Source organism: Bacillus sp. VT 712, from assembly GCF_001614195.1.
GTDB lineage: Bacteria > Bacillota > Bacilli > Bacillales > Bacillaceae_H > Priestia > Priestia flexa.
This window is the reverse complement of the sequence record NZ_LWBK01000108.1, coordinates 1-500: the sequence shown is the minus strand read 5'-3', so window position 1 is coordinate 500 and position 500 is coordinate 1. Positions and strand designations below refer to the sequence as shown.

Annotated in this window: 1 protein-coding gene; it reads left to right on the top strand. The window is 45.0% G+C overall.

Annotated features, from left to right (window positions below; all coding sequences use genetic code 11):
* A partial coding sequence (locus tag A2U94_RS20215; protein ID WP_156482331.1) for a transposase occupies window positions 1–500 on the top strand: 500 nt, incomplete at both ends.

Below are 500 nucleotides of genomic sequence, written 5' to 3'. Positions count from 1 at the left end.
TATCGAAAGATTGAGGGGCTCAAATCTCCCCAACGACCAAAAGCAGTGCGCCTCATTGAAGTCGCTGCTTATTCCATTGGAGTAACAGAAGGACGTGAGATGGCCCGTATTGAAATCGCCACGCTCGTTCGCCGTTACCATCAGCTGGAACAAGATATCGAGAGGATTACTCAACACTTAGTTGAGCTTGTAAAAACTTCTGTAGAGTACGAGTGGCTATCAACGGTACCAGGACTAGGAGATACAACGCTAGTTGATTTATTAGCTGAAATCGGAAGCTTTTCATACTATGAAGACCCACGCCAACTAATCAAACTCGCGGGGTTAACATTACGAGAGAGTTCTTCCGGACAGCACAAAGGGCAAAAGCGCATCTCCAAACGTGGCAGAAGAAAGCTGCGTGCCCTCCTATTTAGAGTTATGATGCCGATGATTCGACATAATGAGGCTTTTAGAAAACTGCACGAATATTATACAAATCGTCAGGTTAATCCATTACG